Genomic DNA, 22,161 nt, shown 5'->3' with positions numbered 1-22,161 from the left:
TTTAGAAATGTATGACTTACTTATAGTCAGTGATAAACTCTCATTTTTAAAAATTTAAAATAAAGACCGATTTGTGTAATAATTCAAATATTGTTCATAATTTCACAAGCTGTTTATGAAGTGTCATGTTATGATGAAGATGTAATGATGATTGAACACTTAAATTTGGTACAATAACTAGCCAAAGTAGTGAGGAAAGTAGTTGTGAGATAAACTCATTAAAAGGCTAAAACAATAAAGGGGAGATCACATATGAAAGCAGTAGTGGTTAATAAAAACAGCAAAGCAAACATCGAAGTGATTGAAAAAGAATTACGTCCGTTACGCTCAGGCGAAGCGTTAGTAGATGTAGAGTATTGTGGAGTTTGCCACACTGATTTACACGTTGCGAATCATGATTTTGGTAACACTGATGGCCGTATTCTTGGTCATGAGGGTGTAGGTATTGTTACGAAAATAGCTGATGATGTTAATTCGCTAAAGATAGGTGACCGTGTAAGTATTGCATGGATGTTCCAATCTTGTGGACGTTGTGAATATTGCGTAACTGGTAGAGAAACATTTTGCCGTGAAGTTAAAAACGCAGGTTATTCAGTAGATGGTGGTATGGCTGAACAATGTATCGTTACAGCTGATTATGCGGTAAAAGTACCAGAAGGATTAGATCCTGCTCAAGCATCATCAATTACATGTGCTGGTGTAACTACATATAAAGCTATTAAAGTATCAGATATTAAACCTGGTCAACCTATTGTAATCTATGGCTGCGGTGGATTAGGTAACTTAGCTATCCAATATGCTAAAAATGTATTTGGTGCAAAGGTAATCGCAGTAGACATTAATGACGACAAATTAGCCTTAGCGAAAGAAGTTGGTGCTGATATGACTATCAACTCAATTTCTCAAGGTCCTGCTGATAAAATTGTGCAAGAGGAATTTGGTGGCGCTTATGCTGCGGTAGTAACAGCAGTCTCTAAAGTAGCCTTTAACTCAGCAGTTGATGCAGTACGTGCTTGCGGTAAAGTAGTTGCAGTAGGGCTACCAGTAGAAACAATGGACTTAAACATCCCGCGACTTGTACTAGATGGAATTGAAGTAGTTGGTTCACTAGTTGGTACTCGTAAAGATTTGGAAGAGGCGTTTATGTTCGGGGCAGAAGGAAAAGTAGTGCCGGTTGTTCAAACTTGTTCGCTAGATAAAGTACAAAATGTATTCGAAGAAATGGAACAAGGTAGAATTCAAGGGCGTATGGTAATTGATTTTAAAAAACATAATTGTAATTGCAAATAATTCACTTTAAATATAAAAATTGTGAGTCTAGCACAGGACATGTAAAAAAAGTTAGACGGCATAAAAAGATGATCCCTGTATTTAATAGGGATCATCTTTTTTATTTTCTACTAATATCGATGCCAATTAATACTTGATTAATGAGAAATGATTAAAGGTTTACTTTATTTGCAAACGAAAAAGAATCTTTATGTTTAACAAATTTTTTATGATCTGGAACGTTTTGAATTGCTACAATTTGCGAATCTCTTGCTTTCAGTGCATCTTGAATCCCGATGGTCATAAGCTTAATAAATAGAATCGTAATAAAGAATGAAGCGAGAGTATAAAAAATAATCCACCATGAAAGATTCATTTCATTACGATTTAATCCAATAAGGCCTGCCCAATCATTAGATAGAGAAACAGGTTTGAGCACTCCGTCATAGAGTTCACGCATTTGTATGCCGCCAATTACAATGTTAAGCAACGCTAAATGGATAACGAGTATGAGTGTTTGGACAATATGTTCCATAAATAATACAAATAAGCGGTCAAGTAATAAGACTCGTAAGTGTTTTTTAATAATATGAAAACGACTAGCCCCCAGTAATTGTGAACTTAAGATGTAATCTTGTTTCATAAATTCATCAACCTCTGAAGATATGTATAAAGAAAGTGTAGGCAGAGCGACGAAAATAAGTACGAGTACTTGATAAAACGTAAATGAAATATTTGGATCTACCCCATCAGCATTTGATGTGATTATAATATTAACGGGCGTGATGAGTATGAATGCGATAAATAGAGTTGGAATATAATAAAAAACTTCTGAGCATGACTGGAAAAATCTCTTGAGTTTTGGAGCAAATAAACTTAAGAGGATTCCTATACATGTTCCGCATAAAATTCGAAAGAAGCTAATTGCCACGGCTAATAAAATAGTGAATTTTGCTCCTTCTACAATTTGTAAGAAAACAGACTCTCCAAAACGATCAGATCCAAAAGGTGGAATTAACGAAGGCGGAAAGGGGGCCTTTCCAAGTAATTCGTTATTGTCATTGTAAAGTAACTGAGGAGGTTTTGGGATGTTATCTTTAAAGAACCAACTATAAATAAAACTAGCTGAAATAAGTATGAATAGATAAGTAAAGCCGATTAAAAAGCGTTTTGATTTCCAAATAGATTTCATAAGGTTACTCCTTTCAATTGCTTTTTCCATCTATTCATCATGAATGAGACTATGTGGAAAAGGGCATAAAACGGTAAAATAATCATAACAAGTATGATAAATGCAGCGGGAGGTGAAACAAACGCCTTATTAAATAGAAATTGAATAATGCCTTCCATATTAAAAACAAATTCTAAAATGAATAAATTAGAAAGTAAGAAAACAAAAATCGTTTTTAAATGGTGAAAGAAGTGGATAGATATATTTTTGAATAAATGAATGCAGAGTATATAACTTGATGAAAGGCCTTTTCCATATGCAACCTCTACGTAATGTTTTCCTTGTTCTTCTTTTATGTATAACACCATCATCCGAAACATTTGTAATGTAGGTAAGACAGCTAATGATAAAATAGGGAGTAAATAAGCTCGATTTTCATTAAAAGAAATAATAGTGACAGGAGATTCCCCAAATTTCTGAAGTACCCATATGAAAAATATTTGTAAACAAATCATCATCATCATATCAGGGACAGCTTCTAATATGAACACAATTCGGTTTATCCATTTTTTTATATAATCTTTTGCTAAAAAATAAAAAAATGCCGTGCTAGATGATAAAAAGAGAGCAAGAAAAAAGGCTAAAAATAATATAGTAAATGAATATAGGTAAGGTTCTAAAACAGTTGGAAATAATGGTGTTTTTTTGAAATGGCCAAACTTCGGGTCTGATCCTATAATCACTAATGATTCAGGGGAGAAGACCTGTTTTAACATGGTAACGATCTGATTAAAAAAATAAATTGGTTGAAAGGTAAACCCTTGTTGAGTGATAAATAAATAAGGTAAATTTAATAATAGTAAGAGTGATAAAAGAATTGATGAAAGCTTAATTGTGAATTGAGATATTTTATTTAACATTAAATCCCTCCGACATCTTTTTACAACATTATACAATAAATTCTATATTATTGTTTTATTTTTCTGAAAAATAAAAATACTATTAAATTTTATAGTATGTAAGATATATTTACAAGATAAAAAAGTGATAGCAGGGGGGCCGCGCTCTATGTTTATCAAGATAAAAGGACTAGTGAATCTAAAACAATAAACAAGAGCAAAATGCACAGAATTCTCATTCTGCGGGTAGTTACTTTTCTTGGCTTGATGGTTATGTAACGTGATCCCTAAAAATGAATATTGCTTTTCAACGCTTTTTCATGCAAATGAGTAGAACGTATGGAGGACTATGTATGTGTTGTTAATGAGAGGAAAGAGTGTATTGCGTAAAGAAGATAACGTAATTTTACCGCACGGAAAAGCTAAATTTAGTATATAAGTGAAATGGAATGAGGGGATTTACTTTTTATTGTGAAAAAAATTTTCTTTTTATAACTTGATAAACGAAAAAATATTTTATATACTAATTCATGTAAACGGTTTACTAAATCGTATTTTGCTAGAAATGAAGGGAAGATTCGCATGGAAACAAGGGGGAGAGTAATCGGGATTGATATCGGTACCACAAGTACAAAAACGGTTGTGTTCACAGAAAAAGGAAAAGTCATTGCATCACATGCAATCGATTACCCAATTATTCAACCGAATGTAGGATGGGCTGAGCAAGATCCTGATGTAATATGTGCCGCTGTATACAAAAGTGTAAGCGTTGCCATTGAAAAAGGTAATGTATTACCAGAAGATATTTCTTCAATCGGTATTAGTACAGCTATGCACGCATTAATTGCAGTAGATGAAAATGGTGCGCCATTAACGCGTTCTATCATTTGGGCAGATAATCGAAGTACGAAGCAATCAGAAAAATTATTACAACAAATGAATGGGCATGAAATTTATAGACGTACAGGTACACCGATTCATCCGATGTCACCACTTTCTAAATTGTTATGGATGAAAGAAGAGGAACCAGAGTTATATACAAGTGCCTATAAATTCATTTCCATTAAAGAGTATGTGATTTACCAATTATTTTCACGCTACGTAGTTGATTATTCGATTGCTTCTGCTACAGGGTTATTTAATTTAGAAACATTAAACTGGGATGAAGATGTTTTGACTATGTTACATATGTCACCAGAACAATTATCAACCCCTGTACCAACTACATATATTTTATCAGGTATGAAGCCAGAATTAGCACAGAAGATGGGGATAAGTGCAGAGACACCAATTGTCATCGGAGCAAGTGATGGGGTTCTTGCAAATGTAGGAGTTGGTGCGATATCACCGGGTGCGGCTGCAATTACGATTGGAACGAGTGGTGCGGTTCGAACAATCTCATCAAATATAAATACAGATGAGAAAGGGAGAACGTTTTGTTACGCATTAACAGATGAGCACTGGGTAATCGGTGGTCCAACGAATAACGGCGGAATATTACTGAGATGGTTACGTGATGAATTTGGTAGTCCAGAGCAAGAAGTAGCAAGAAAGCTCGGCATTGATCCTTATGATTTATTAATTAAATATGCAGAAAGCGTACCAGCTGGAGCGGATGGGCTATTGTTCTTACCTTTCTTATCTGGAGAACGCGCACCTTACTGGAATGCAAACGCTCGTGGTACATTCTTTGGAATCAATCTTCAACATAAACGAGAACATTTTATACGTGCAGTGATGGAAGGTGTTTGTATGAGTGTATATTCAGTAGCACTCGCAATCAGGGATTGTACAGGGCCACTTACTGAAATACGAGTTTCAGGAGGGTTTGCAAAATCTGCATTTTGGAGACAAATGTTGTCCGATATGATGGGAAAAGAATTGTTTGTACCTGAAAGTCATGAAGCATCTGCGCTTGGGGCAGCGGCAGTTGCTTTATATGCTGTAGGAAAAATTGATTCTCTTGAAGAGGTAAAGGGTTGGATTGATATTGTCCATCACCATGTACCGAATAAAGAAAATACGGCTATATATTTAGAAATGTTTTATATGTATGAACGACTTTACAATCGCTTGAAAGAAGAATTTGATTGTATAGCTGCTTTCCAACGTAAACAATAGGGGGATTGGGAGAAATGGTAGTTGGGATCGTACTAGCGGCAGTTGTCATACTACTTTTACTTATTACGGTAGTAAAATGGCATCCATTTGTCGCATTAATTTTAACAGCAATTGGTGTAGGTTTAGCAATGGGAATGCCTTTAATTGGAACTTCACCAAAAGATCCAGGGATTATTGATTCTATTAAACTAGGGCTTGGTAATACGTTAGGCTTTTTAGCGATAGTTTTAGCACTAGGAACGATGCTTGGAAAAATGATGGCCGAATCTGGCGGTGCTGAACGTATCGCTAACACATTAATTAATCGTTTTGGGAAGAAACGAGTTCACTGGGCGATGATGTTCGTTGCATTTTTAGTAGGGATTCCGGTATTTTTCCAAGTTGGATTCGTCCTATTAATTCCGTTAGTATTTACAATTGCGTTAGAAACTGGGGTATCACTTATTACAATCGGTATTCCGCTAGTAGCAGGACTGTCAGTCGTACACGGACTTGTCCCACCGCATCCAGCGGCAATGGCGGCAGTGGGTATTTTTAAAGCAGATGTAGGGAAGACAATTTTATATGCGTTAATTGTCGGACTTCCAACTGCAATTATTTCAGGTCCACTTTACGGGAAATGGATTGGTGCTCGTATACATAAGGAAGTACCATTAGATATAGCGGAGCAATTTATTGAAAGAGATAAGAAGAAAGAACTTCCTAGCTTCGGAAATACATTGTTTACTATTTTACTTCCAGTATTTCTTATGCTTGGTGCATCCATTGCTGAAGTAGCGTTACATAAAACGAGTCAACTTGCACAAGTGTTACACTTTATTGGAGATCCAATAGTCGCTTTATTAATTGCAACGATTTATTCTTTCTTTAGCCTTGGTTATGCAAAAGGATTTTCTAAAGATAAAGTATTACAATTTACAAATGATTGCCTTGGGCCAATTGCAAACATACTGTTAGTAATTGGTGCTGGTGGTGCATTTAATAAGGTATTATTAGATTCTGGAATTGGTACTACAATTGCTGAAATGGCGAAAGAATCACATATTTCACCAATATTACTTGGATGGGGAATTGCTGCACTTATCCGAGTTGCGACAGGATCGGCAACTGTTTCTATGATGACAGCAGCTGGTATTGTTGCGCCGATTGCAGCAAGTACACCAGGTGTAAATGTTGAATTACTAGCACTTGCAACAGGTGCAGGGTCATTAATTTTATCACACGTGAATGATTCAGGATTTTGGATGATTAAAGAGTATTTCGGAATGACTGTGAAAGAAACGTTATTAACATGGACTGCAATGGAGACTATATTATCTGTAGTAGCACTTGGGCTAATTTCGATATTAAATATATTTGTATAGAATAGGAGATTGATTAATATGAAACTAGGATTAATTGGATTAGGAAAAATGGGATTCCCATTAGCTGAACACTTACATGAAGACAAGCATGAAGTAGTTGTATACGATGTAAATAAAGAGCTTGTAGAAAAGGCAGGAAAACTAGGAATTACTGCACGTCATACATTAAAAGAAATGATCGCTGAATTAGAAGCTCCTCGTACGATCTGGGTAATGGTGCCTGCAGGAGAAGTTGTAGAGTCAGTATTAAAAGATGTGTATCCGTTATTAGATGAAGGTGATATCGTTATTGAAGGTGGAAATTCATTCTATAAAGATACGTTACGCCGTGCTGAAGAAGCAAAAAGCTTCGGATTACATTATGTAGATATCGGTACATCTGGCGGTGTAGAAGGAGCTAGATACGGTGCTTGTTTAATGGTTGGTGGAGAAAAAGAAATTTACGACCAATTAGAACCTTTATTTAAAGATTTAGCAGTAGAAAATGGCTATTCTTATGCTGGCCGCGTTGGTAGTGGTCATTTCTTAAAAATGGTTCATAACGGTATTGAATACGGCATGATGCAAGCAATTGCTGAAGGATTTGAAGTACTAGATAAGAGTGACTTTGATTTCAATTATGAAGATGTTGCAAAAGTATGGGCGAACGGATCAGTAATCCGCGGTTGGTTAATGGACTTAACTGAAAAAGCATTTGCAGATGATCCTAAACTTGATGGCATTAAAGGTGTAATGAACTCTTCAGGAGAAGGGAAATGGACTGTTGAAACTGCGCTTGAGTTACAAGCAGCGGCACCAGTAATCGCGATGTCATTATTTATGCGCTATCGTTCTCAGGAAGATGATACATTCCATGGAAAAGTAGTTTCAGCACTACGTAATCAGTTCGGTGGACATGAAGTTGTAAAAAAATAAGGATGTTTTTGAAAAGAAACTTGTGCATAAGCGCAAGTTTCTTTTTTATAGTTTAAGAAATTACTAATTTAAAAATACCAATCAATCATCGTTTTTTTGTCACAAATGACAGCTTCAACATTCATTGATTGAACAATATATTCTATATTTTCTTCTTTAGCTAATAATAAGGTTGTAAAGGAATCGTATATACTCATAAACGCATACTCATTGTCTTCTCCAGTAATAATTAACTCATTATTGCTAATGTCCCAAATATCTAATGGAGTAGTATTATTTACCTGTAATAATCCGTTTGTATCAAGAATTGGTTCAGAGAAATATAGATTTTTTGCACCTTTAGAACCGAGGAGTTTAAGTAATTTGTGTAATAAAAATATAGACGTATAATCTTCTGTTGGATAATAAAGATCTTTTTTTTAGTTTGAATGTAGCTTTTCAGCTAAATCCTCTCTTTTATATTCTTCTGAAAAGGCACTAATGGAAGTCAACATGGCCATTGCTAGGTCTGCGTATGAATGTAATCCACTACAAGACATCATTTCCTTCCAAGAAACGGATTTCCCATTGTGAATGATTTCTTCAGCGCTAGGATAGATGTGCTCATATGGTCTTTTTCTCACAGACTTTTCCCATCCTAAAGGCATTTGGACAAATGGATGTAGCAATATAGCTGCAGATTTAAAATTACTTGGTAGTTGTTCTAAAATTGGTGATTTGTCATCTAGCCAAATGTAATCCAACAAAATATAACCTCCTCTTAGACTTTGAAATGTACGGATTCCCGTATTATGTTTTTTTGTATTGATTGTATCAAATATAAAGCGAAGCATGAAATATGTCCCAACATAAAAGTAAGAATAAATAAAATGAAGTTTTCATAAATAGTAAAAGGGTGCTTATGTCATCAGTATAGCTAAAAAATGTTGTTACATATGAGAAGAGCGTGTTAATAAAATATGAGGTGGTTAAATGGGAAATGAGCAAGTGAAGTCTGTAAAGGAAGAAAAAAAGTTATGTCTTTGTATGATTGTCAAAAATGAGTCTAGAATTATGGAAAGATGTTTAAATGCAACAAAATCAATTGTAGATTATGTTTCTATTTGTGATACTGGATCGACGGATAATACGCCTGAAATTATTGAAAATTGGTGTAAGGAAAATGAGATACCTGGGACGGTTCATCATGAGCCGTTTAAAAACTTTGGTTATAACAGAAGTTTAGCTGTTTCATTAGCGCAAAAAACATATCCAGAAGCAGATTATTTATTAATATTAGATGCGGATATGATTTTAGAGGTTGATCCGAATTTCGATAAAACGAGCTTAACGGAAGATCATTATCTTACATTGCAATATGATGTTCATATTAAATATTGGCTTACACGTCTTTTGAAAGCTTCTTTACCATGGAAATCTGTCGGTGTTACTCATGAGTATTGGGATATAGATCGTTCAAAAGTTGGAGCGAATTACAATACGAGGGTAGATCGGTTAGAGACTCTTGTCGTGAATGATCCCGGAGATGGCGGGAGTAAAGCTGATAAATTTGAAAGAGATGAGAGGTTGTTGTTACAAGGAATAAACGACCCAGAAACAACGCCAGATTTGCATATAAGATATTTATTTTATTTAGCCCAAACTTATTTTCATTTAAGTCAATTTGAAGATTCGATTAAATGGTATAAAAAACGAGTGGAAGCAGGGGGTTGGGTTGAAGAGGTATTCTATTCGTTATTGCGAATAGGGTTTTGTTATGAGCAGTTAGCAAATCGTTCAGCAAATAAACAAAATGAAGTGACAGATGCTGATGAAAAAGAAACTGTTAAAGGGCAAGAAGAGCAATATTTAGCATTAGCTGTTTTTTATTTTCAAAAAGCGTGGGAATATAGACCAACCCGGGCTGAACCATTATACCAACTTGCAAGGTTGTATCGATTACGATCTCAAAACAATATTGCTTTGATGTATGCTCTGCAAGGGAAGGAAATTCCTTTTCCAAAGGATGATCTTTTATTTGTAGATTATCATGTGTATGATTACTTATTTGACTATGAAATTTCTATTAGTGCTTTCTATATACCTCATAAAAAACATTTAGGGGCCGTGTCGCAAAAGTATTTGGAATCGATTAAAGAAGAGATTCCATTTCATATAGCAAATGTAGTAGAGAATAATGCGAAATTTTATTAAATACATTTTCGGTTAAAGGAGTAGTGGAGTAATCATGGAATTAATGCGATGGGCGATTGAACTAGGAGAATCGGTGCATGGAAATACGTATGAAGAATTGATGCCACTACTAGACTATTATTATGACCGTGATCATTTAAAAGCGTATTGTATCGCAAATCTTCTTTTAAACATGGATGTATTAGATGAACATCGTGAAAGAATCGAATTAAGAAGATGCATCGCTGCTTATTATGCTGGATTATATAAAGTAGCAAGAAAACATGCAAATGAGTTAGTGCTTAAACATCCGGATGTAGATTTATATAAAAATAATTTAAAATTAATGGAAGCTTATTTGAATAAAGAATATGATTATTGTCTTTTTATATGCCCAAAGACATACGGTAGTTTCATAGATGTTGCGCGAGCTTTAAAGTGGCGGTTGGAGCAGGAGGGAAATACAGTAATTATATCAGAAACAATACTAGAAAATGTAAAGAATACAGTTGTTTTTGGAGCACATACATACGCATATAACCCGAATCTTCTTCCGAAAGATGCAATTATTTATAATTTAGAACAGCTATACGAAGGAAGTCCATATGCGCACCCCCTTTATTTAATATTATTAAAAGATAGAGTGATTTGGGATTATAGTAAACAAAATATAGAATGGCTAAAACAAAAAGGGGTAGGAAAAGAAATAAAACATGTAAAAATGAACTATGCTCCAACTTTGGAAATAAAAAAAGATGCATTTGAAGATGACATTACTGAAGATATTGATATTCTGTTTATAGGTGCTCTTAATCCGAGGCGGCAAGCTATTTTTGATCATCTAAAAGCGATTGCCCCAAATTTAAATATAGTTTTTAAAAATAATGCGTGGGGAATTGTTAGAAATGAATTGATTGCTAGAGCTAAAATTATATTAAATATTCATTTTTACTTATCAGGAATTCTTGAAACACCTCGCGTGTCTTATGCAGTCGCAAATAAGAAATTTATTATTTCTGAAAATAGTAATCCAGAAGATGAGGTAGAGTGGCCGGGAATTGTATTTACTCCGTACGAAAAAATAATTGAAAACGTAATGAAATATATAGAATTACCAGAAGAACGGAAAAAATTAGCGGGAAAAGCATATAATCATTTTGAAGCAAATGAAAGTTTAGGTACATTGAGTCTGAGAGATGAAACGAAGTAATTGTGCGAAACTCATACGAAAGTATGAGTTCTTTTTTGTTTATCATACTATTTTATGAAACAAGTTAACTCTTTATATTGTGTTTTGTATAGAAATTTCTGATAATATATAAGTAGAACTTGAAAACAAAGGGGAGAAATAATCATGAAACTAGTCGTTATTAACGGTACACCAAGAAAATTTGGTAGGACTCGCGTGGTGGCAAAATATATTGCGGATCAATTTGAAGGGGAATTATATGATTTAGCAATTGAGGAGTTACCTTTATACAATGGTGAAGAGTCACAACGTGATTTAGAGGCAGTAAAAAAATTGAAAACGTTAGTGAAAGCTGCGGATGGGGTTGTATTATGTACACCAGAATATCATAATGCGATGAGCGGTGCGCTGAAAAACTCTTTAGATTACTTAAGTAGTAGTGAATTTATTCATAAACCAGTTGCGTTGTTAGCGGTTGCTGGTGGCGGTAAAGGTGGAATAAATGCATTAAACAGCATGCGAACGGTCGCTAGAGGTGTTTATGCAAATGCCATTCCAAAACAAGTTGTGCTTGATGGATTACATGTGCAAGATGGTGAACTTGGGGAAGATGCCAAACCATTAATTCATGATGTAGTTAAAGAATTAAAAGCATATATGAGCGTATATAAAGAGGTGAAAAAGCAACTAGGAGTGGAGTGATATGTCCTCACTTTATCATGATTCTCGCTTGTATTACATTCTAGGGGCCAATAGTCTATCTGCTATTGGTTCCGGAATTGTTATGATAACGATTCCGTGGCTGTTAATTAAAGAGAGTGGAGGAGAGACAACGTTTGGTTATGTTTCTATCATTGCAACCCTCGTTATGTTTTTATTAACACCATTCATTGGGCAAAGTATTGATCGTTTTTCAAGAAAATCTTTATTGTTATGTAACGAAGGAATCGGAATAGCCGTAATCGGAATAATGGTTATTTGGGGATTTGCTGGGCAACCTTATCATTCTATTCACTATATTCTTATTTATATAGCCGGATCATTCTACTATTTATTATTTTATCCTACAATATTTGCGTTCAACCAAGAGATATTTCAAGCAGAACATTATAAAAGTTTAAGTGGAACGATGGAAATACAAGGACAGTTAACACAAGTTATTTCTGGAGCGGCCGCGAGCTTCTTAATTGAAATTGTATCTTTGAAGTGGATTTTGTTAGTAGACATGTTAACTTTTGCTGGAGCATTTTTTCTTTTCTTATGTATACCGTACGTAAAGAAAAAAGAAGTGAAAAGAAAAATAACATTTAAGAAGCAATTGTTTGAAGGAATTCACTTTATGAAAAAACGTCCTAAGCTCTTTTGGTTCTTACTGGCCACTTATATGCCGTTTATAGGTGTTATGATGGCAAATTATTTAATACCAGTTTATATTTCGGATATACTTAAAGCCAATGCCTCTGTATACGCAATAGAGGGGATGATGTACGGTGTTGGAGCGGTTGTTGCAGGAATCTGTATTCCATTCATAATGAAATATGTAAAAACAGAAGTTTCAATCGTTATAACGATGTTTATTTATGTAATTTCAATTACCGCAATGAGTATTGAACCTTCCGTAATTTTCTTATATGGACTTGCAATTTTTCATGCAGTTGGAAATGCGGGTACAAGAGTGGCGAGAAATGTATTGATGATGGAGGAAATTCCAAACGAAGTAATGGGACGTGTAGACAGCTTATTTCGCCTAATTGGTACTGGAATACGAATTTTATTATTAATGTTGTTTACAGCGGGTGTATCTAAAGTCGGAGTCATGCTGTCGTTTTACGTATTAAGCTGCATATTGATTTTCTCATTAGGAATCGCTATTTATTATGTACTATCACAACGTAAAGTAGCGGCGCATGTTTCTAATAAATCAATCGTTTGAAAAAACACTTCTGCCTCCCTTTCTTTTTCTATATAATAACAAGAAAGGGAGTGAATACTTATTTATGAACAAATGGATCTTTCTTATGATTTTATTATTACCGCCACTATACATCATTTATATGACGTTTCGAATGAACAAAGTTGCTCGTGAAAAGTTGAGCTATCACTCTCCGTACGTTCTTATACTGGGTGCAAAGTTATTTGGAGATAGACCGTCTTTATCTCTTCAAAATCGTTTGGATGTAGCGTTGGAGTATTTATTTTCCCATCCTGAAGCGAAAGTAATTGTTTCAGGTGGTCAAGGAGAAGATGAAGATATACCGGAAGCTCATAGCATGAGAAATTATTTAATGGTACACGGTATAGATGAGAGTCGTATTTTAATAGAAGATCAATCTACAAATACGTATGAAAACTTAAAATTTAGTATGGATTTATATAATGTGAAACATGCGGTAGTTGTAAGTAATACATATCATTTATATCGAACGAAAATAATTGCAAAGCGTTTAGGTATGAAGATGGAGGCGCTAGCTGCTGAAACACCAATTCGTTCTAAGAGAAAAATGTATGTTCGCGAATATGCTGCTATTATGAAAACAATATTGTTCGACCGTTAGAGCTCAAATGCGAGCTCTTTTTTAATTTAAAAGCGTATCATTTGAAATGAATGCCATCTTCCATCAAAATAAAGGAAACAACAGTAAAGGAGTTGTGTTTGTGATTCAATTTAATCATGTGTCAAAATCGTATGAAGATGGCACGAAAGCAGTGGATTCATTGCATTTAGAAATTAAAAAGGGAGAATTTTTCGTTCTCATTGGTCCGAGTGGTTGCGGGAAAACAACGACAATGAAGATGATTAATCGTTTAATCGAAACGACTGAAGGATCGATTTTAATCGATGGAAAAGATATTCAACAATATAATATAAACGAATTACGTTGGGATATAGGATACGTGTTGCAGCAAATCGCTTTGTTTCCTCATATGACAATCGCTGAAAATATTGCAGTTGTTCCAGAAATGAGGCAATGGAGCAAAAAGGAAATAAAAGCACGCGTCGATGACTTGTTACATATGGTTGGATTAGATCCGGATATATATCGAGATCGTATGCCTGATGAATTGTCAGGAGGACAAAAACAACGTGTCGGTGTCGTGCGAGCATTAGCCGCAAACCCGAAAATCGTTCTTATGGATGAACCATTTAGTGCGTTAGATCCATTAAGTAGGGAACAGCTTCAGAAGGATATTGTACAGTTGCAAAAAAAGATTCAAAAAACAATCGTGTTCGTAACACATGATATGCAAGAAGCATTATCACTTGGAGATCGCATTTGTATTATGAAAGAAGGAAAAGTTGTTCAACTAGATACACCAGAAGGAATTATACATAATCCGAAAAATGAATTTGTAGAGGAGTTCATTGGAAATCGTGGACGAACTTGGTATGAGGAGAAAAGTGTAGCAGATGTATTGCCGCTTGATCAAAGTGTGCAATTAGAAGGGCAGGCACTATCATTACATTCTTCTTTACAAGAAGCGTTAGTTCGTGTGCGTGATGAGGAAATCGTTCCAGTTGAAGAAAACGGTCAATATATTGGAGCGTTAACAAGTCGTCATATCGTCAATTACATTGTTGAACAAATGAAGGAAAGAGGCTAAACAGTGACTAATTTTATACAAACGTTCCAAGAACGAAAAATAGAATTACTAACTGCATTAAGTGAGCATTTACAAATATCGCTTATTTCATTATTTTTTGCAGTAATTATAGCGGTGCCACTTGGCATTTTATTAACAAGAAAAGAACGAATGGCTGAATTTATAATAGGAACTTCTGCAGTAATGCAGACAGTGCCGTCACTTGCATTACTTGGACTATTAATTCCGTTAGTAGGAATCGGAAAACTTCCAGCGATTATTGCATTAGTTGTGTATGCACTATTACCTATTTTACGAAATACATATACAGGAATAAGGGAATTAGATGAATCACTAATAGAAGCCGCGAGAGCTATGGGGATGAATAGTTGGAGAAGGCTGTGGAAGGTAGAGCTTCCTCTTGCATTGCCTATCATTATGGCCGGTATTCGTACAGCGATGGTATTAATTGTTGGAACGGCTACATTAGCAGCTCTCATTGGTGCTGGTGGGCTCGGTAAGCTTATATTATTAGGCATAGATCGAAATGATCATGCACTTATCATTTTAGGGGCCGTACCAGCCGCGTTACTCGCTTTATTCTTTGATATAGTACTTCGCATACTTGAACGACCGAAACGCTCTTCTAAGCGTGTTATATTGACGATATGTATAGTTGTAGTAATGATTGCTTCTCCATTTCTTTGGAGTACAGAAAAGAAAGATATTGTTATTGCGGGCAAACTTGGATCAGAACCTGAAATTTTAATTCAAATGTATAAGCAGCTTATTGAACAAGATACCGATTTAAACGTACAATTAAAACCAGGTCTTGGAAAAACAGCATTTGTATTTGAAGCGTTGAAATCCGGGGAAGTAGATATATACCCAGAATTTTCAGGAACAGCTTTATCTACTTTCGTGAAAGAAGAACCAAAGAGCACAAATCGTGATGAAGTATATGATCAGGCTCGCATTGGAATGGAAAAGAAATATAATATGGTTATGTTGAAGCCAATGGAGTATAACAATACATATGCACTAGCCATGCCGAAAAAAATAGCAGATCAAAAGAATATAAATACAATTTCTGATTTAGGGAATGTTGCGCAGGAAGCCAAAGTAGGGTTTACATTGGAATTTACTGATCGTGAAGATGGTTATAAAGGAATGCAAAAATTATATAACTATAAGTTCTCGAATGTTAAAACGATGGAGCCGAAGCTGCGTTATAGCGCAATTCAATCTGGAGATGTTAACGTAATTGATGCATATTCAACAGATAGTGAATTGGAGCAATACGGACTGAAAGTGCTAAAAGATGATAAAGGGTTATTCCCACCTTATCAAGGAGCACCATTATTAAGAAAAGAAACGTTACAGAAATATCCTGAACTTGAAAAGGTATTAAATAAATTATCTGGAAAGATTACAGATGGAGAAATGCGAAAAATGAATTATGAAGTTAACGTAAATGGTAAAAGTAGTGAAGAAGTCGCAAAACAATTTTTAGAAAAAGAGAATTTACTTCGTTAAATTTACAAGAAATATACAAATTTATATGTTTGAAATGACCGTTCATTACAAAATGAGCGGTTTTTTTGTGCATACTTATACATTTTTTCAAAAAAGTATTCCATTTTTGTTCATTTTCTTTTAGAATAAGTAATGTTTTCCTGAAAAAATATAAGAGAAACGTCTATTAGAGAAAAAGGTGACTTTAATAGTTGAACGAACATAACACCTAGAATGACAGATGGGGTGGTACAAATAGAAAAGAAGTTAGGATTTTTTCCGTTAATCGCATTAGTAGTTGGAACAATGGTTGGTGGCGGTGTTTTTAGTTTACCGCATGATTTAGCAGTAGGAGCAAACAGTGGTGCAATAATAATTGGCTGGTGTATTACAGCGATGGGAATGATTCCACTTGCGCTCGTATATCAAACGTTAGCAAGACAAAAACCGGAACTTGAAGGTGGAATTTATAGTTATGCACGTGCTGGTTTCGGTGAATATATTGGATTTAATAGTGCTTGGGGATATTGGCTAGCAGGAATCTTAGGTAATGTCGCAACAATTATGTTACTGTTTAGTACATTAGGTTATTTCTTTCCAATTTTCAAAGGAGGAAATAATGTTGCATCTATCGTTGGGGCATCACTTTTATTATGGACACTTCATTTTCTAATTTTATTTGGAATCCGTGAAGCTTCTATTATGAATGTTATCGCAACAATAGGGAAGTTAGTTCCAATCGTTTTATTTATTGTTGTAATGGTAACAGCCTTTCGCTGGGACACATTTACACATGATTTTTGGGGAGAAGGAACCTTCTCACTTTCTGCTATACTTGGTCAAGTGAAAAATACAATGCTTGTAACACTTTGGGTTTTCATTGGAGTTGAAGGAGCGGTTGTATTATCCGGAAGAGCGAAGAATAGCCGAGATGTTGGTAAGGCAACAGTAATGGGACTTATTTTAGTAATGTCCATATATATTTTAATTTCTGTTCTGTCAATGGGAGCGATGACAAGAAGCGAACTTTCTGTGCTAGAAACTCCGTCAATGGGACATGTATTAGAGCATGTTGTTGGTTCATGGGGTGCAGTTGCGATTAACATTGGGTTAGTTGCTTCACTTGTCGGTACATTAATTGGCTGGTTTTTACTTGTTTCTGAAATTTCTCATGTAGCCGGAAAAGATGGCGTATTTCCGAAAGTCTTTACGAAAACAAATAAAAAGCAAACACCGCACATGGCATTATGGATTTCAAATGGTGTTGCCCAAATTATATTTATCATCGTTCTGTTTTCAGAATCAACATATCAAATTATGTATTTCATTGCATCAACATCAATTTTATTACCATATTTATTATCAGCGTTATTCCAATTTAAATTAGTCATTACAAACGAGCTAAAAGACGCTAAATTAAAAAATGGAGCGTTAGCTTTAATTGCTTCTATTTACTCTGTATGGCTTCTTTATGCAGCTGGTTTAAAGAATTTACTACTCGTTTCAATTGTATATGGAATTGGAATTATTGTTTACACGTTTGCAAGAAAAGAACAAGGGAACCGTTGCTTTGCAGGTGCAGAGAAATATGTGATGTGGGCAATTATTATTGCGGCTATCACATCACTGTATATGTTATTAACTGGAAATATAAAAATGTAAAAAGTCCTTTTCATTTAAAGGGCTTTTTTCTTTGTTTAGAGAATATTTACTACATAAGATATTCAGGAGGGATGAGAATGGAAGAAAAAGAACAGTTGTCTAGAATAATTGATTTAGCTAGTGAGTTAAGGAAAGTATTAGTGCAAGAATCTTTTTTTAATCATCATCCTGAACTGAGAGGAGTCATTGAGAATTTAGCAAGTTCTGTTGAAAATTTGGCGGAATTGCAAAAAAGTAAAGATGAAAATGCTGAAGATCGATTACGTTACGTACTTGCTAAAATGAAAATTGCTCATAATGCAATTTTACAAGAGAAAAAAGCATTTCCTTCTCATTAATATACGTTTTAATTTTGAACCTGGCGGATAACGTCAGGTTTTTTATTTCTAGTTTTTCGTTTCTTTCATACACTAAGAATAGTATGAAAAAAGAAGGTGACTAAGGTGAAATTACATAAAGCTCTTCAGCCAAGTTTTATAAAACGAATGTACTATATGAGATTTTTAGGGAAATTTACAAAAGCTGAAAAAGAGAAGAGTGGAGAGAATTTCTTTGTACAATGCTTATCGCCAATACCATTCACTTTACAGGAACAATTTGCAAATGAACCATATGTATTTGAGGGGTTATGTAGTAATAAAAAGAATGAAAAAATCTTTTTGGAATTAAAGAAAAGAAAACTAGAAAAGCAATTAGTGATGTTTCGTCTTTATTATGAAAGAGGAAATGTATACGTGGAGTTAATATGTACAGAAGAACCGAAAGAAATAGCAAGCAGCTATAAAATGATTCCGGCACCTAAAGTTACAAATAATAAAAAAAGAGAATCTTTAGAACGAAAACTTAGCAACGGTTATTTATCATTTCTTATGCCAAAATTTCCGAAAGACTTTGAGCCTCCCGAATTATTGTGGCACGATGGAAGACTGTATGGAAACATATCCTTAAAGTCATCAATTAGCTCAATCGCATATTTTGAACAGAAACGTGAATGTAAATATATAAACTGTAGTGACTGGACGAAGTATGTAGAAATAGCGGTAGAAGATCAATTATATTTTGTAAGTGATCATGTGTATGAGCAATTAAAAAAACGAATGCATGAAGAAGGTAAGCTAGTTGAAGTAGAGGATATAAAAGTGCAAAAAGATGAATGGGATGAGCGTGAATCGTCCTTTTTACAGTATGTACAAAGTATGGTGCATAATAAAGGGCTATATTTGGATGCAACGGATATTTATAATTTCCATATAAGTGTAAAAACAAATATGTTAACGATTCTTGGTGGTATACCGGGCGTTGGGAAATCACGTTTTGTGCAAACTTATGCAGAAGCATTAGGATTACAGTATGGGGAAGAATTGGTTTGGATTCCAATTTCACCATCGTATCAAGAACCACATGATTTACTTGGTTACCTTCATCCAAATGGTACTTTTATTGAAAGTGAAACGAAGTTAGTTAGGACGTTAATGAAGGCGAAAGAAAATCCCAATCAACTGTATATTATCGTTTTTGATGAAATGAACATGTCACATATTGAGCATTGGTTTACTCCATTTTTATCTGTTCTTCAACTTGAAACAAAAAATCGTATTTTAAACTTGTATGAGGGTGTTCAGGACATTGAGAATTCAATTCCATCAACAATTGAAATTGGAGAAAATATTATATTTGTAGGTACTGTGAATTTTGATGAAACAACGAAAGAGCTCTCCGATCGATTATTAGACCGAACGAACTTAATAACGTTACAAAAAATTCCGTTTTGTGAGATGGGCATGGAACTGGGGAAAGTCGTATTACACCCACCTTTGAAAGTAACAGCGGGAGAATTTCGGATAAATTGGATGAGAAATAAAGCGATGATTGAAGTGTTTTCTGAAGAAGAATTAGAGCTATTAGATAAGTTGCATGTCGTATTGTCATCACATGATGCGTCTAAGGGAATTTCTTTCCGATGTGCAAACGCAATTGCGACTTATTTGCAAAATATACCGTTCCAAAATAACCATACCTATATGATCAGTAGAGAAGAAGGGTTTGATTTACAAATAAAGCAGCGTGTATTGACGAAAATCAGAGGGACCGAAATGATGGTTGGTTCTTTACTTTCTGAAGAAGCAAAAAGGGGAGCGACCTTAGTACCTCTTTTGCAATCTGCACTTGCAAACAGAGTATCTACATTTGAACACTCTTTAGCATATATACGAGAAAAACGTAGGGAACTGGAGCTGTATGGATATGCAAAATGAAGGGCGTTACGAAACAAAAATCGTTGATACGAATGAAACGCTCCCTTTTGTATTAAAGTTAATCATTGGAAATGAGGGGAAAGGAGATTATATTTTATTAAATCGTCTTTGTACATCTACTACAGCATTAGTTCAATGCATTTATAAAGTACAAGAATTAAAACCGATTAGATTGCAGTACAATTATGAAATCCCAATGAATATTACTTTTATATGGAATAAAGTATATGAGGGACAGAAAAATATAAAAGAGGCTCAATATGAAATAAATGAAAAAAAACAAAGAGTATTAATATATGAACATGGGAAAACAGAATTCTTTTATCCATGGCGCTGTGGTTTATACCATTTTGAAGTTCGTATAGAAGATACAACGTATTATGGTGCTTTTCAAATCGTACCGAAAAACTTTTTTGATGATCAATTTGAAATGATTCAAGACTATGTGAAGTCAATTTTAAATGAGTTGATTTTGGATAGAGGTTATTATAAAAAGACTTTCTCTGCACTTAGCGATATTGAGGATTCTTCTTATTTAGTGTTGCTTAGAAAGTTACCCCAAAAAATGAAGATGATAAAGCAAATCTTTAAGAAAATAGAATCAAGCTCAAAATTTATAAATGCATATAAATGGGAAGGAAAAGAGAGAAAGCCAACAAGAAAAGGAACCATAGTGGCAGAAAGAAAACCTTATGCAAAACATTATAATCGTAAGTTTATGGAACAAAAAAATAGTAAGGAAAATGCATTTCTTAAATATAAATCGATGCAATTTTATCATTATTTAATTGAAGCTAAAAGTTTTTTACGTCAAACAATTGAAATATTAGAAAGAGAAAAAAAGAAAAAATCAGAAGAGTTTCAAGCCGTAAAAACAATTATACAAACAATTGAGCGTAATGGATCAGTAACCGATAGAGAGAAGCAAAAATATAAAAATATACATTTACTAAAAGAAGCCGATTTACGAAAGAGCTCAATGAAAATACAAGAATATAAAATATTGGCGCACATTGTTCATGAAAATGTACAATACTTTCAAATGTTAATGCACTCCTCGTTTTGGAGGGAAGTTACTGAAACAAGTAACATGAACTTACATGATTTACCGATACCACATCAACAATTACTACATCATTTAGAAGTACTCCCGCAATATACGGATCAATCTCCATCGTTATTATTTGTTTATAAGCCAACGTTTTTAGTGTATGAATATTACGCTTTTTTTATCGTTATTTCAATTTTAGAGCAAATTGGTTTTGAGGCTAGAAATTCCATTCGTGAACAAATACAAGAACATTTTTATGTAGATGGATTACAAGATGGAACGACAGTAGTTTTACAACGAGATGATTTAAAGGTGCATGTCGCATTTAATGACTTAATTGAAACACATCCTCTTATTGCATTAAGTAAAGGGAGTAATTTTTACAATGGTGAGGATACGAAGAAGCCAGATATTCGCTTAGACTGTTATGTAAAAGAAGATGGGAAATACGTATATAAATCTTCTATTATTATTGAAGTGAAGTATAGTCCAATGTACAATATTTTTCAGCACGTCGGAAATACGAAAGCAACTGAGCAAATGTATAAGTATTGGTCTATAAAGTATGTAGAAGAACAGGATGGAAAGCGAGTCTATTATCGAAGGTCAATTTATGAAGTCATTTGTGTATATCCAGGAAGCCATATGCATAGTAAAAAAATTGAGTCTGGATGCGGTGTTTTCTTGCAGTTATATCCATATAAGACGAAACAAGGGGAAGAGAAATTAGCTGGAAAACATGGGATGGTACAAATTTTTGAAAAGTGGTTAAAAAGCATTGAGAAGTAAAAAAAATCCTTTTTCATAAAGGATTTTTTTAGATTAAGAAGAATTATATGCTGTATGGAAAGAAACATATTGTAAGTTAGATTTGAAAAGTGATACAAATGTGTTATTAAAAGGAATGTGAGCGCGGGATAAAAGTCGATTAAATTGGAATCTAATTCATTTTGCAGAATATAATAAGTAATAAATATTTTTAGTTGCATACGAAGA

At 34.3% G+C, this 22,161-nt stretch carries 17 protein-coding genes and 1 pseudogene; 15 read left to right on the top strand and 3 right to left on the bottom strand.

Features of this window, described 5'->3' with window-relative positions:
• Positions 1-252: 252 nt before the first annotated feature.
• Positions 253-1,290, top strand: a complete 1,038-nt coding sequence (adhP, locus tag MRP26_RS00500) for an alcohol dehydrogenase AdhP (RefSeq protein ID WP_089170917.1) — start codon at positions 253-255, stop codon at positions 1,288-1,290.
• Positions 1,291-1,441: 151 nt separating this feature from the next.
• On the opposite strand, the gene MRP26_RS00495 is transcribed toward adhP, so the two are convergent.
• Complete coding sequence (locus MRP26_RS00495) at positions 1,442-2,461, bottom strand: ABC transporter permease (protein ID WP_000836567.1); 1,020 nt, start codon at positions 2,459-2,461, stop codon at positions 1,442-1,444.
• Positions 2,458-3,360 carry an ABC transporter permease subunit gene (locus tag MRP26_RS00490; protein ID WP_242805827.1) on the bottom strand — a complete coding sequence of 301 codons (903 nt, stop codon included), beginning with the start codon at positions 3,358-3,360 and terminating at the stop codon, positions 2,458-2,460. Before MRP26_RS00490 ends, MRP26_RS00495 begins: the two co-directional genes overlap by 4 nt.
• A 561-nt stretch (positions 3,361-3,921) precedes the next feature.
• On the opposite strand from MRP26_RS00490, the gene gntK reads away from it, so the two are divergent.
• Genes gntK through gnd form a run of 3 tightly spaced genes read left to right on the top strand, consistent with a single transcriptional unit; the run spans position 3,922 to position 7,739 of the window.
• Entirely contained in the window at positions 3,922-5,460 is a 1,539-nt protein-coding gene (gene gntK / locus MRP26_RS00485) for a gluconokinase (RefSeq protein ID WP_069355533.1), read from the top strand.
• A gap of 14 nt (positions 5,461-5,474) precedes the next feature.
• Complete coding sequence (locus MRP26_RS00480) at positions 5,475-6,824, top strand: GntP family permease (protein ID WP_000260205.1); 1,350 nt, start codon at positions 5,475-5,477, stop codon at positions 6,822-6,824.
• 18 nt (positions 6,825-6,842) lie between these two features.
• A complete protein-coding gene (gnd, locus tag MRP26_RS00475) occupies positions 6,843-7,739 on the top strand; it encodes a phosphogluconate dehydrogenase (NAD(+)-dependent, decarboxylating) (RefSeq protein WP_000765981.1) in 897 nt (298 codons plus the stop codon).
• A 68-nt stretch (positions 7,740-7,807) separates the two neighbouring features.
• Here the strand turns inward: gnd and MRP26_RS00470 are convergent.
• Positions 7,808-8,572, bottom strand: a pseudogene (locus MRP26_RS00470) (DUF2711 domain-containing protein).
• Positions 8,573-8,711: 139 nt separating this feature from the next.
• Between MRP26_RS00470 and MRP26_RS00465 the strand changes: the two are divergent.
• The 11 genes from MRP26_RS00465 (at position 8,712) to MRP26_RS00415 (ending at position 21,954) form a co-directional block, all read left to right on the top strand.
• Positions 8,712-9,932 (top strand): glycosyltransferase, encoded by a 1,221-nt coding sequence (locus tag MRP26_RS00465; RefSeq protein ID WP_053564595.1) that lies wholly within the window; start codon positions 8,712-8,714, stop codon positions 9,930-9,932.
• Positions 9,933-9,966: 34 nt separating this feature from the next.
• Positions 9,967-11,121 carry a CgeB family protein gene (locus MRP26_RS00460; RefSeq protein ID WP_000422334.1) on the top strand — a complete coding sequence of 385 codons (1,155 nt, stop codon included), beginning with the start codon at positions 9,967-9,969 and terminating at the stop codon, positions 11,119-11,121.
• A gap of 144 nt (positions 11,122-11,265) precedes the next feature.
• The gene (locus MRP26_RS00455; RefSeq protein ID WP_000780355.1) at positions 11,266-11,802 is read left to right on the top strand and encodes an NADPH-dependent FMN reductase; all 537 of its coding nucleotides are present in this window, start codon (positions 11,266-11,268) and stop codon (positions 11,800-11,802) included.
• A 1-nt stretch (position 11,803) separates the two neighbouring features.
• Positions 11,804-13,033 (top strand): MFS transporter, encoded by a 1,230-nt coding sequence (locus MRP26_RS00450; RefSeq protein WP_242805826.1) that lies wholly within the window; start codon positions 11,804-11,806, stop codon positions 13,031-13,033.
• 64 nt (positions 13,034-13,097) lie between these two features.
• A complete protein-coding gene (locus tag MRP26_RS00445) occupies positions 13,098-13,655 on the top strand; it encodes a YdcF family protein (protein ID WP_001045718.1) in 558 nt (185 codons plus the stop codon).
• Between the two features lie 100 nt (positions 13,656-13,755).
• On the top strand, positions 13,756-14,703 hold the full coding sequence (locus tag MRP26_RS00440) for an ABC transporter ATP-binding protein (protein ID WP_000614076.1): 948 nt from the start codon (positions 13,756-13,758) through the stop codon (positions 14,701-14,703).
• A 3-nt stretch (positions 14,704-14,706) separates the two neighbouring features.
• Positions 14,707-16,218 carry an ABC transporter permease/substrate-binding protein gene (locus tag MRP26_RS00435; protein ID WP_242805825.1) on the top strand — a complete coding sequence of 504 codons (1,512 nt, stop codon included), beginning with the start codon at positions 14,707-14,709 and terminating at the stop codon, positions 16,216-16,218.
• Positions 16,219-16,431: 213 nt separating this feature from the next.
• Positions 16,432-17,859 carry a basic amino acid/polyamine antiporter gene (locus MRP26_RS00430; RefSeq protein WP_061665986.1) on the top strand — a complete coding sequence of 476 codons (1,428 nt, stop codon included), beginning with the start codon at positions 16,432-16,434 and terminating at the stop codon, positions 17,857-17,859.
• Between the two features lie 77 nt (positions 17,860-17,936).
• On the top strand, positions 17,937-18,197 hold the full coding sequence (locus MRP26_RS00425) for a hypothetical protein (RefSeq protein ID WP_000391447.1): 261 nt from the start codon (positions 17,937-17,939) through the stop codon (positions 18,195-18,197).
• A gap of 105 nt (positions 18,198-18,302) precedes the next feature.
• Positions 18,303-20,114, top strand: a complete 1,812-nt coding sequence (locus MRP26_RS00420) for an AAA family ATPase (RefSeq protein ID WP_242805824.1) — start codon at positions 18,303-18,305, stop codon at positions 20,112-20,114.
• Positions 20,104-21,954 carry a hypothetical protein gene (locus MRP26_RS00415; protein ID WP_001178725.1) on the top strand — a complete coding sequence of 617 codons (1,851 nt, stop codon included), beginning with the start codon at positions 20,104-20,106 and terminating at the stop codon, positions 21,952-21,954. The genes MRP26_RS00420 and MRP26_RS00415 overlap by 11 nt, the downstream gene beginning before the upstream one ends.
• Positions 21,955-22,161 lie beyond the last annotated feature (207 nt).

It is taken from the genome of Bacillus sp. CCB-MMP212, assembly GCF_022748145.1.
Taxonomy (GTDB): Bacteria; Bacillota; Bacilli; order Bacillales; family Bacillaceae_G; genus Bacillus_A; species Bacillus_A cereus.
Note: the sequence above shows the minus strand (reverse complement) of the source record. Positions and strands in the feature narration are given on the sequence as shown.

What these genes read in the sequence shown, in the direction of transcription:
- gntK (WP_069355533.1), top strand. Translation starts at nt 3,922, where the DNA reads ATGGAAACAAGGGGGAGAGTAATCGGGATTGATATCGGTACCACAAGT.
- MRP26_RS00460 (WP_000422334.1), top strand. Translation starts at nt 9,967, where the DNA reads ATGGAATTAATGCGATGGGCGATTGAACTAGGAGAATCGGTGCATGGA.
- MRP26_RS00480 (WP_000260205.1), top strand. Translation starts at nt 5,475, where the DNA reads ATGGTAGTTGGGATCGTACTAGCGGCAGTTGTCATACTACTTTTACTT.
- gnd (WP_000765981.1), top strand. Translation starts at nt 6,843, where the DNA reads ATGAAACTAGGATTAATTGGATTAGGAAAAATGGGATTCCCATTAGCT.
- MRP26_RS00490 (WP_242805827.1), bottom strand. Translation starts at nt 3,360, where the DNA reads ATGTTAAATAAAATATCTCAATTCACAATTAAGCTTTCATCAATTCTT.
- MRP26_RS00465 (WP_053564595.1), top strand. Translation starts at nt 8,712, where the DNA reads ATGGGAAATGAGCAAGTGAAGTCTGTAAAGGAAGAAAAAAAGTTATGT.
- MRP26_RS00450 (WP_242805826.1), top strand. Translation starts at nt 11,804, where the DNA reads ATGTCCTCACTTTATCATGATTCTCGCTTGTATTACATTCTAGGGGCC.
- MRP26_RS00495 (WP_000836567.1), bottom strand. Translation starts at nt 2,461, where the DNA reads ATGAAATCTATTTGGAAATCAAAACGCTTTTTAATCGGCTTTACTTAT.
- MRP26_RS00445 (WP_001045718.1), top strand. Translation starts at nt 13,098, where the DNA reads ATGAACAAATGGATCTTTCTTATGATTTTATTATTACCGCCACTATAC.
- MRP26_RS00455 (WP_000780355.1), top strand. Translation starts at nt 11,266, where the DNA reads ATGAAACTAGTCGTTATTAACGGTACACCAAGAAAATTTGGTAGGACT.
- MRP26_RS00415 (WP_001178725.1), top strand. Translation starts at nt 20,104, where the DNA reads ATGCAAAATGAAGGGCGTTACGAAACAAAAATCGTTGATACGAATGAA.
- MRP26_RS00425 (WP_000391447.1), top strand. Translation starts at nt 17,937, where the DNA reads ATGGAAGAAAAAGAACAGTTGTCTAGAATAATTGATTTAGCTAGTGAG.
- MRP26_RS00430 (WP_061665986.1), top strand. Translation starts at nt 16,432, where the DNA reads ATGACAGATGGGGTGGTACAAATAGAAAAGAAGTTAGGATTTTTTCCG.
- adhP (WP_089170917.1), top strand. Translation starts at nt 253, where the DNA reads ATGAAAGCAGTAGTGGTTAATAAAAACAGCAAAGCAAACATCGAAGTG.